This window comes from Tahibacter caeni (genome assembly GCF_024609805.1).
Classification (GTDB): domain Bacteria; phylum Pseudomonadota; class Gammaproteobacteria; order Xanthomonadales; family Rhodanobacteraceae; genus Tahibacter; species Tahibacter caeni.
The window spans coordinates 1-10,026 of sequence record NZ_JANFVR010000177.1; the positions used below are offsets into that span (position 1 = coordinate 1).

At 67.4% G+C, this 10,026-nt stretch carries 13 protein-coding genes; 12 read left to right on the forward strand and 1 reads right to left on the reverse strand.

The features are described from left to right. On the reverse strand, nucleotides 1–434 hold a 434-nt coding region (locus NON22_RS14830; RefSeq protein ID WP_257387723.1), incomplete at its 3' end, for a tetratricopeptide repeat protein. A 241-nt stretch (nucleotides 435–675) separates the two neighbouring features. Between NON22_RS14830 and ruvC the strand changes: the two genes are divergently transcribed. From ruvC to NON22_RS14890, 12 genes are all read left to right on the forward strand, one after another. Continuing rightward, nucleotides 676–1,197, forward strand: coding sequence for a crossover junction endodeoxyribonuclease RuvC (gene ruvC, locus NON22_RS14835; RefSeq protein ID WP_257387724.1), 522 nt, complete (start codon nucleotides 676–678; stop codon nucleotides 1,195–1,197). Next, nucleotides 1,194–1,787 (forward strand): Holliday junction branch migration protein RuvA, encoded by a 594-nt coding sequence (gene ruvA / locus NON22_RS14840; protein ID WP_257387725.1) that lies wholly within the window; start codon nucleotides 1,194–1,196, stop codon nucleotides 1,785–1,787. The genes ruvC and ruvA overlap by 4 nt, the downstream gene beginning before the upstream one ends. Nucleotides 1,788–1,818: 31 nt before the next feature. After that, entirely contained in the window at nucleotides 1,819–3,696 is a 1,878-nt protein-coding gene (locus tag NON22_RS14845) for a potassium transporter Kup (RefSeq protein WP_257387726.1), read from the forward strand. Beyond that, a complete protein-coding gene (ruvB, locus tag NON22_RS14850; RefSeq protein ID WP_257387727.1) occupies nucleotides 3,693–4,727 on the forward strand; it encodes a Holliday junction branch migration DNA helicase RuvB in 1,035 nt (344 codons plus the stop codon). The genes NON22_RS14845 and ruvB overlap by 4 nt, the downstream gene beginning before the upstream one ends. An 87-nt stretch (nucleotides 4,728–4,814) precedes the next feature. Continuing rightward, a complete protein-coding gene (gene ybgC / locus NON22_RS14855; protein WP_257387728.1) occupies nucleotides 4,815–5,228 on the forward strand; it encodes a tol-pal system-associated acyl-CoA thioesterase in 414 nt (137 codons plus the stop codon). Continuing rightward, nucleotides 5,225–5,908: a protein TolQ gene (gene tolQ, locus NON22_RS14860; RefSeq protein WP_257387729.1), complete on the forward strand. Its 684-nt coding sequence runs from the start codon at nucleotides 5,225–5,227 to the stop codon at nucleotides 5,906–5,908. Before ybgC ends, tolQ begins: the two co-directional genes overlap by 4 nt. 42 nt (nucleotides 5,909–5,950) lie before the next feature. Then, entirely contained in the window at nucleotides 5,951–6,388 is a 438-nt protein-coding gene (gene tolR, locus NON22_RS14865; RefSeq protein WP_257387730.1) for a protein TolR, read from the forward strand. Nucleotides 6,389–6,398: 10 nt separating this feature from the next. After that, complete coding sequence (gene tolA, locus NON22_RS14870) at nucleotides 6,399–7,217, forward strand: cell envelope integrity protein TolA (RefSeq protein ID WP_257387731.1); 819 nt, start codon at nucleotides 6,399–6,401, stop codon at nucleotides 7,215–7,217. Further along, the gene (locus NON22_RS14875; protein WP_257387732.1) at nucleotides 7,207–7,575 is read left to right on the forward strand and encodes a TonB C-terminal domain-containing protein; all 369 of its coding nucleotides are present in this window, start codon (nucleotides 7,207–7,209) and stop codon (nucleotides 7,573–7,575) included. The genes tolA and NON22_RS14875 overlap by 11 nt, the downstream gene beginning before the upstream one ends. 12 nt (nucleotides 7,576–7,587) lie before the next feature. After that, nucleotides 7,588–8,934: a Tol-Pal system beta propeller repeat protein TolB gene (tolB, locus tag NON22_RS14880; protein WP_257387733.1), complete on the forward strand. Its 1,347-nt coding sequence runs from the start codon at nucleotides 7,588–7,590 to the stop codon at nucleotides 8,932–8,934. Between the two features lie 70 nt (nucleotides 8,935–9,004). After that, nucleotides 9,005–9,520 (forward strand): peptidoglycan-associated lipoprotein Pal, encoded by a 516-nt coding sequence (gene pal, locus NON22_RS14885; protein ID WP_257387734.1) that lies wholly within the window; start codon nucleotides 9,005–9,007, stop codon nucleotides 9,518–9,520. An 87-nt stretch (nucleotides 9,521–9,607) separates the two neighbouring features. After that, on the forward strand, nucleotides 9,608–10,026 hold a 419-nt coding region (locus NON22_RS14890), incomplete at its 3' end, for a YbgF trimerization domain-containing protein (protein ID WP_306673830.1).

Consider the following 10,026-nt stretch of genomic DNA (forward strand, 5'->3'; position numbering starts at 1 on the left):
GCGGCGGCCCGGCGCGCGGCGTCCAGCGCCTCGGCGCAGTCCGCGTTGCGGTCCAGCATCAGGCCGAGCTCGAACCAGCCGTCGGCGTCCGGCCGCAGGGCGACGCGGCGGCGCAGGGTCGCGATCGCCGCGTCCAGTCGTCCGGCCGAGCCTTGTGCCTGGGCGAGGTCGTCCAGCAGGGCCGTGTCGTCGGGCTGCCGGGACAGCGCGCGCTCGAACGTGTCGATCGCGTCCGCGTAGCGGCCGCGCTGCGCCTGCACGCGCGCGAAGCAGGTCAGGGCCGGCGCATCGTCGGGCTCCATCGCGAGCGCGCAGACGGCGGCTTTCTCGGCTTCGGCGAGCTGGCGCGCGGCCAGGAAGCGTTCGGCGTCGCGCACGAGACGGCGCAGAGGACCGGGCCGTGCCTCAGCCTGCGCGCGGGGTTTCGTCGACATGGTGGTGTGCCCTGCGGCGGACCAGCGGGTTGACCGATGATGCTCGCATGGGCGCGCGCCGTGCGGCAATCGCCACGGCCGGCCTCGCTGCACTGCAGCGAGGCTCTTGCTAGACTGCCCGGCTCAGGGTGGTTCCCGGGCGCGAGGCGATGGGCGGCGATTTCACGACAGGACCTGGCAGTGCCGCGGCCGCCGCTGCGACGCCGCCCGCCGCGCTCGACGCGTCCGGCCGGGGCCGCTGATGACGCGCATACTCGGCGTCGACCCGGGCTCGCAGCGCACCGGCGTCGGCATCATCGACACCGATGCGGCCGGCAGGACGGTCCACGTCTTCCATGCGACCGTGAAACTGCTCGACAACGACAGCTTCATGCTGCGGCTCAAGCAGCTGTTCGAGGACCTCGGCGCGATCATCGAGACCTATCGCCCGGACGAGGTCGCGATCGAGCGTGTGTTCATGGCCAAGAATCCCGATTCGGCGCTGAAGCTCGGCCAGGCTCGCGGAGCGGCGCTCTGCGCCGTGGTCACGCGCAACCTCGTCGTGGCCGAGTACGCGCCCAAGGAAGTCAAGCAGGCCGTGGTCGGCGGCGGCGCCGCCGACAAGACCCAGATCCAGCACATGGTCGGCGTGCTGCTGCAATTGCCGGGTAAACTTCAGGCCGACGCGGCCGACGCGTTGGCGATCGCGCTGACCCACGCGCATACGCGCGCGACGACGCAGCGCATCGGCATACCGCGCACCGCATGGAGGCGCAGGCGATGATAGGGCGATTGAAAGGCGTGCTCGTGTCCAAGCAGCCGCCGTGGCTGCTCGTCGACGTCAACGGCGTCGGCTACGAGCTCGAGGCGCCGATGTCGACGTTCTACGATCTGCCGGAGCTCGGCCGCGAGGTCGTGCTCTGCACGCACTATGCGGTCAAGGAAGATTCCGTCGCGCTGTACGGCTTCCTGCGCGAAGCCGAGCGCAGCCTGTTTCGCCACGTGCAGAAGGTCAGCGGCATCGGCGCGAAGATCGCGCTGGCCATCCTGTCGGGCGCCTCGGTCGAGGAATTCTCGCGTCTGGTCCAGAGCGGCGACGTCGCCGCGCTGACGCGCATTCCCGGCATCGGCAAGAAGACCGCCGAACGCATCATCGTCGAGCTGCGCGACCGCGTCGACGCGATCGGCCCCGGCGTGCCCGGGCTCGGTCCGGCCGGCGCCGTGCCGGCCGATCCGGTCGCCGAAGCCAGCGTCGCGCTGCAGCAGCTCGGCTACAAGCCGGCCGAGGTCAGCCGCCTCGTCAAGGATGCCGCGGCGCCCGGCGACAGCGCCGAAACCATCATCCGCAAGGCGCTGCGCGCTGCGCTGCGCTGATCGCGCTCCTCTCCCTTTCGACGCGACGACAATGAGCAGTCACGATCACGGCAACAAGAATCTGTACGCCCTGGCCCTGGGCGCGATCGGCGTGGTCTACGGCGACATCGGCACCAGTCCGCTGTACACGCTCAAGGAAGCGTTCGGCCCGCACGGCGTGGCGATCAGCCACGACAACGTGCTCGGCGTGCTGTCGCTGATCTTCTGGTCGCTGATCGTCATCGTCTCGATCAAGTACGCGACCTTCATCATGTCGGCCGACAACAAGGGCGAGGGCGGCATCATGGCGCTGACCACGCTGGCCCATCGCGGCGTGCGCTCGAGCGCGCGCGCGCGCTGGTTCATCATGGTGCTCGGCCTGTTCGGCGCGTCGCTGTTCTTCGGCGACAGCGTGATCACGCCGGCGATATCGGTGCTCAGCGCGGTCGAAGGACTCGGAGTGGCCACGCCGGCGCTGAACCGCTACGTCGTGCCGATCGCCGTGCTCGTGCTGATAGCGCTGTTCGCGTTGCAGCGCAGCGGCACGGCGCGCGTCGCGCGCGTGTTCGCGCCGATCATGGTGCTGTGGTTCCTTGCGCTCGCGGTGCTCGGCACCGTCAAGATCGTCCAGGCTCCGCAGGTGCTCGAGTCGCTGAATCCGTACTACGCGGTGAACTTCTTCGTCGAGAACGGCCGCGCGGGCTTTTTCGTGCTTGCGGCGGTGGTCCTCGCCGTGACCGGCGCCGAGGCGCTGTACGCGGACATGGGGCATTTCGGCAAGCGTCCGATCCGCCGCGCCTGGTTCGCGTTCGTGCTGCCGGCGCTGATGCTGAACTACCTAGGCCAGGGCGCGCTGCTGCTGGAGAACCCGAGCGCCGCGGTGAATCCGTTCTATCTGCTCGCGCCGCCGATGCTGCTCTATCCGATGATCGTGCTGGCGACCCTGGCCGCGGTCATCGCCTCGCAGGCGGTGATTTCCGGCGCGTTCTCGGTCACGCGCCAGGCGATACAGCTGGGCTATCTGCCGCGCATGGAAGTCGTGCACACCTCGCGCGAGACCATGGGCCAGATCTATCTCCCCTGGCTCAACCGCGCGCTGCTCGTGCTGACCGTCGCGGTCGTCGTTGGCTTCCAGAGCTCGACCAACCTGGCCGCGGCCTACGGTATTGCGGTGGTCGGCACGATGGCCATCGACTCGGTGCTCGTCATCATCGTCGCGCGGCGGATCTGGGACTGGAAGCGCTGGCACATCGCCGCGCTCGGCGGCCTGTTCCTCGTCGTCGACGCCGCGTTCCTCGGCGCCAATCTCGAGAAAGTCGAGCACGGCGGCTGGTTCCCGCTCGTGCTGGGTCTGGTCGTCTTCACCGTCATGACGACTTGGCGCCGCGGCCGCGAACTCGTGATCCGCGAGCTCAAGCAGGGCGGCCTCGCGCTGAAGCCGTTCATCGAATCCATCGCCGAGCATCCGCCGCTGCGCGTGCCGGGCCAGGCCGTGTTCCTGACCGCCCAGCCCGACGCAGTGCCGCATGCGCTGCTGCACAACCTCAAGCACAACAAGGTGCTGCACGAGCAGAACATCGTGCTCACGGTGGAATGGCTGGAAACGCCGACGGCCGAGCCCGAGGAGCGCATCGAACTCGTCCCGCTCGGTCACGACTTCCACCAGCTGACCCTGCGCTACGGTTTCGCCGAGGATCCGGACGTGCCCGACATGCTCGCCAAGTGCGAGAAGGTCGGCCTGGTCTTCGACATGATGGACACGACCTTCTTCCTGAGCCGCGAGAGCATCGTCGCGACCGACAGGCCGGGCATGCCGCTCTGGCGCGACCGCCTGTTCGCGTTCATGCAGCGCAACGCGCTGTCGGCGACGGCCTTCTTCCAGATTCCGGGCAATCGCCTGATCGAGCTCGGCACGCAGGTAGAGATATGAGCGACCGGGTCACCTCCAGCGCGGCCACGCGCGAGGACGAGTTGCTCGAAGCCTCGATACGTCCGCAGCGTCTGGCCGACTACCTGGGCCAGCAGGCCGCGCGCGAACAGCTGAGCATCTACATCGAGGCCGCCCGGCGCCGCGGCGAGGCGCTGGACCACGTGCTGATCTTCGGCCCGCCGGGCCTGGGCAAGACCACCTTGTCGCACGTGATCGCCAACGAACTCGGCGTGAATCTGCGCACGACCTCGGGCCCGGTCATCGAGCGCGCCGGCGACCTGGCCGCGCTGCTGACCAACCTGCAGCCGCGCGACGTGCTGTTCGTCGACGAGATCCACCGCCTGTCGCCGGTCGTCGAGGAAGTGCTGTACCCGGCGATGGAAGACTTCCAGATCGACATCATGATCGGCGAGGGGCCGGCCGCGCGCTCGATCAAGCTCGACCTGCCGCCGTTCACCCTGATCGGCGCGACCACGCGCGCCGGGCTGCTGACCAGTCCGTTGCGCGACCGCTTCGGCATCGTGCAGCGGCTGGAGTTCTATACGCCGGATGAGCTCGCGGCCATCGTGCGCCGCTCGGCGCGCATCCTCGGCATCGCCTGCGATCCGGTCGGCGCCGCCGAGATCGCGCGCCGCTCGCGCGGCACGCCGCGCATCGCCAACCGACTGCTGCGGCGCGCGCGCGACTACGCCGAGGTCCGCGCCGGCGGCACGATCACTCTGGAGGCGGCGCGCGCGGCCATGGACATGCTCAAGGTCGACCCGGAGGGGTTCGACGCGCTGGACCGGCGCCTGCTGCGGACCATCATGGACAGCTTCGACGGCGGCCCGGTCGGCGCCGAGTCGCTGGCCGCGGCCCTGTCCGAGGAGCGCGGCACCATCGAGGACGTGCTCGAGCCCTATCTGATCCAGCAGGGCTTCCTCGTGCGCACGGCGCGCGGCCGCATGGTCACCGCGCGCGCCTACCAGCATTTCGGCCTGAAGCCGCCGCGCCGCGCCGATGCGCCCCCGGACCTGTTCGATCCGGGCTGAGCGCGGGTGCGACCACGTTCAGGCCCGGCCGGCTATGCTCCCGCATCGTTCTGCGCGCAGAAACTCCCGCCTCCGCCAAGGAATTCCATGCAGGCTGCTCCGTTCCGCTGGTCGCTGCGGGTCTACTGGGAAGACACCGACGCCGGCGGCGTGGTCTACCACGCGAGCTACCTGCGCTTCCTCGAGCGCGCGCGCAGCGAATACCTGCGCCATCTCGGTATTGAGCAGGAACGGCTGCGCAACGACAATAACCTCGTTTTCGTCGTGCGCGACATCGCGATCGGCTTCGCCAAGCCGGCGCGGCTCGACGATCTGCTGGACGTCACCGTGGCCTTGACCGAGCGACGCCCGGCGAGCCTCGTGTTCCAGCAGCAGATCCTGCGCGCAGCCGACGGCCTGCTGTTGTCCGAGGCGCGCGTGCGGGCAGCCTGTGTCGACGCCGCCGGTTTCCGTCCCCGTCCCATTCCCGACGACCTGTTTGTGGAGATTTCCAAGGCATGAACGCTGGTGACCTGAATCTGTGGCAGCTCGTGCTGCACGCGAGCCTGTTCGTCAAGTTCGTGATGCTCGTGCTGCTCGCGTTCTCGTTCCTGTCCTGGATGATCATCTTCCGCAAGCACAGCATGCTGAAGACGGCGCTCGGCAGCGCGAACGAATTCGAGGAGCGCTTCTGGTCCGGCGCCGACCTCGCGGCGCTGTTCCGCGAAGTCACCGGCCGCGGCGAGCGCATCAGCGGCATCGAGAGCATCTTCGAGGCCGGCTTCCGCGAGTTCGCCCGGCTGCGCCAGCGCCGCGGCGTCGACCCGCGCACCCTGCTCGAAGGCGCGCAGCGCGCGATGCGCGTCGCGCAGACGCGCGAGATCGACCGCCTCGAAGGCAATCTCGAATTCCTCGCGAACGTGGGCTCGATCAGCCCCTACGTCGGCCTGCTCGGCACGGTCTACGGCATCATGATCTCGTTTCAGGGCCTGACCAACGTCAAGGAAGCCACGATCGCGAGCGTCGCGCCGGGCATCTCCGAAGCGCTGGTCGCGACCGCCATGGGCCTGATCGCGGCGATTCCTGCCTCCTGGGCCTACAACCGCTATTCCAACAAAGTCGAACGCGTCGCGACGCGCTTCGACACGTTCACCGAAGAGTTTTCGTCCATCCTGCAACGTCAGGCGCACGTCGACGAATAAACGCGCGACCCCGCGTTTTTTCCCCGACCGTTGGAGCCGCCGATGCAAAGCACTCGTCGCAAGCGCAAGAAACTCAAGTCCGAGATCAACGTCGTGCCGTACATCGATGTGATGCTCGTGCTGCTGATCATCTTCATGGTCACGGCGCCGCTGCTGAATCTCGGCGTCGACATCGACCTGCCCGAATCCGAGGTGGCTCGAAGCCTCAACGTCGACAAGGATCCGGTCGTCGTGACCGTCGATCAGGCCGGCAGGCTGTATCTGACGATTCCCAAGGCCGAGCGCAAGGAAGTGACGGCCGACGCGCTCAAGACCGAGGTCGCGGCCTACGTGCGGTCGAATCCGAAGTTGCCGGTCTACGTCGCCGGGGATGGCAAGGCCGAATACGCCAAGGTCTACGACGCGATGGCGCTGCTGCAGGCCGCCGGCGTGCCGAAGGTCGGCCTCATGGGCCAGCCGCCGCAGGACAAGGCCAACTGACCCGCCGTCCATGGCTCGCGACGAAGACAACCTGCGTCCTTTCCTCTATTCGCTCGCCGTGCACCTCGCGGTGCTCGCGCTCGTCAGCGCGAGCCTGTGGTGGACCAGCAATGCGGTTTCGGTCGCGGTGAAAGGGCAGATCATCGAAGCGACCCTGGTCGGTCCGAGCCAGGCGCCCAAGCCGGTCAGCAAGCCCAAGCCCAAGCCGAAGCCGGTCGAGACCAAGCCTGTCGAGACGCCGAAGGCCGAAGAACCGGCGCCGGAGCCGCCGAAGAAGGACACCAAGGACCAGGAGAAGATCACCGAGAAGGTGACCCAGCTCAAGGCCGACGAAAACGCCAGGGCCCAGGAAGAGCTCAAGAAGAAACAACAGCAGGAGCTCGCCGAGAAGCAGGCGGCCGCCGAAGCCGAGAAGCAGAAGAAGCTCAAGGAGGAGCGCGAGAAACAGCAGCGCGAAAAGCAGGCGCGCGAGCAGGCCAAGAAGGAACAGGAATATCTCGACGCGATGATCGCCGAAGAGGCCAAGACGGGCCAGGAAGGCCTGGATACCAGCCTCGAGGCCGAGTATTACGCGGCGATCCAGAAAGCCGTGAGCGACGCATGGCTGCGCCCGGACACGACGCCGCCGGGCCTGCGCTGCACGCTGGAGATCACCCAGATCCTTGGCGGCGACGTGATCCAGGCCGTCGTCGTCAGCCCCTGCAATGCCGATACGGCGACCCGCACGACCCTCGAGCAGGCGCCGCGACGCGCCTCGCCATTGCCGTACAGGGGCTATGAGACGGTGTTCAAGCGCAAGATCCGCTTCGAGTTCACGTATGACGGCTAAGACCGCCGCCGCCGTTCTCGCGGCAATGCTGCTGTCGTTGCCGGCTGTCATGCTGGCCGCCGAACAACCCACGGTCGCGCCGATCGCGGCGTATGTTGACGCCGTGCAGGCGAAGATCCAGCGAAACTGGCTCGCCCCGGAGCCGCGGGCAAGCGATCTGGACTGCGCCGTGGATATCGAGCAGGACGACGGCGGCGCCGTCGTTCAGGTCAGCTTCGGGAACGATTGCAATGCTGATGCGGCCACTCGTGCGAGCCTGGAACAGGCCGTGAGGAGGGCCTCCCCGTTACCGTATGCCGGTTTTGAAAGTGTCTTTCAGCGCCGCGTACACCTCGTTTTCAAACACAGCGGTCACTAGAGCAGGATCGATATGCCAGCCAATTTCGTAACGCGATTCGCCAGCCTGCTGCTCTGCCTGCTCGGCACGACGGTTCTGGCGCAGAACCCGGCGTCGGCGCAGGGGCTCAGCAGCGACGTTCCGACCATCGTCATCAACCGTAGTACGGCCGTGGCATTGCCGATCACCGTCGTGCCGTTCGCGTTCGAAGCCGCCGGTGCCCCGAGCGAAACCGACGTGTCCGACGTCGTGCGCATGGATCTGGCGCGCTCGGGCAAGTTCACGGCGCTCGACAAGAAGGACGTCGTCGAATTCCCGTCGCGCGGCAGCGACATCAAGTTCCCGACCTGGAACCTGCTCAAGCAGATGTACATCGTGGTCGGCCGCATGACCGACGCGGATGCCGGCGCGATGCGCGTCGAATTCGAGCTCTACGACGTGGCCAAGCAGGAGCGCCTGTTGGGCCTCGCGATCACCGGCCAGCGCAGCGACCTGCGCGGCGTCGGCCATCAGATCGCCGACCTGATCTACGAGAAGATCACCGGCGTCCGCGGCGCGTTCTGGACGCGCATCGCCTACGTCACTGCGGCCGGCGTCAGCCCGAACATCAACTACGCGCTGATGGTCGCCGACTCCGACGGCTACAACCCGCAGGTGCTGGTCCGCTCGCGCGAGCCGCTCCTGTCGCCGTCCTGGTCGCCGGACGGCAAGAAGCTCGCGTACGTCTCCTTCGAGCGCGGCGATTCGGCCATCTACATCCAGGAGATCGCGACCGGCTCGCGCCAGGTCGTCTCGAACCGGAAGGGCATCAACGGCGCGCCGTCGTTCTCGCCCGACGGGACCAGGCTGGCCCTGACCCTGTCCTACCTCGGCAACCCCGACATCTTCATCATGGACCTGGCCAGCCGCGAGACCCGCCGCATCACCAATCATTTCTCGATCGACACCGAGGCCCAGTGGATGCCGGACGGCCAGACCCTGGTGTTCACGTCGGACCGCTCGGGCAAGCCCCAGCTCTACCAGGTTTCGGTCAACGGGGGCGACGCCACCCGCCTGACCTTCCAGGGCGAATACAACGCCAAGCCGTCAATTTCCTATGACGGCAAGCAGTTCGCTATGGCGCAAGGCACTGGAAATGTGTATCGTATTGCGGTTTTGGACCGAAGCAAGGGTTCGGGGACGATGAGTGTCATCTCCCCGGGCAGTGTTGACGAGTCGCCGAGCTTCGCACCGAATGGAAGCATGCTGCTGTACGCCGCCACCGACGGGCCGCGCGGGGTATTGTATGCGGTGTCCGCCGACGGTCGCGTTCGCCAGCGACTGGTTCTGGCCGACGGGGACGTGCGCGAGCCGTCCTGGGGGCCATTCCGCCAGCGATAAATCAAGACGCCGGGTGACCGGCGCTAGCTACTGACCTGTAAAACTGACCTGACCTCCTAAGGAATACGCCATGAACACCTCGCTTCGCCTCGCCATCGCCGCCCTGCTTTGCGTGACCGCCGTCGGTTGCGCCAAGAAGGCCACCAAGGTTGCCCCGCCGTCGGGCGGCGACCGCACCGAACAGGCTACGACCGATCGTTCGAGCGACACCGGTGCCTACACCGAAGCCTCGCTGAACTCGGACAGCTGCCTGCGTCAGCGCGTGATCTACTTCGATCTGGACAAGACCGAGATCAAGAGCGAGTTCCAGGCCCAGATCGCCTGCCACTCCAAGTTCATCCGCCAGTTCCCGAACTACCACGTGACCCTCGAAGGCAACGCCGACGAGCGCGGTTCGCGCGAGTACAACCTCGGCCTCGGCGAGCGTCGCGGCAATGCCGTGCAGAGCGCCCTGTCCTCGGCCGGCGCGCCGGGCACCCAGCTCAACGTCGTCTCCTACGGCGAAGAGCGCCCGACCTGCAAGGACCACAACGAAGAGTGCTGGTCCAAGAACCGCCGCGTCGAAATCGTCTACACCAAGAACTAAGCGGTAAGGAAAGCGATGCGAGCGATCAGCAAACTGTTCGGTGCCCGCATCACGGTCGCGGCGGCCTTGGCCGCCGCGACTGTTTCCATGCCGGCAGCCGCGGAACGCCTGAGTCTTGCCGAGCGCGTCGCCGCGCTGGAAGCTCAAGCCCAGGCCGGCCAAGGCAACGTCGACCTCGTCAACCAGTTGCAGGCACTGCAGACCGAAGTGCAGCAGCTCAACGGCCTGGTCGAGCAACTGCGCCATCAGCTCGACGAGCAGAATGAGCGCAGCAAGCAGCAGTACGTAGACCTCGATTCCCGCATCGGCCGCCTCGAAGGCGGTGGCCATCCGGCCGGCGCTGCGGCGAACCCGAATTCCGGTCAGCTCGACGATATCCAGCTGGGCGCGCCCGACGGCGCGGGCAGCAACGTTCCTCCGCCGTCGACGGATCCGGCGCTGTCGCTCGACAGCCCGGCGACGACGGCCATGCCCGGCGCCGCGGCGCCGCGCACCCCGCCGGCCAC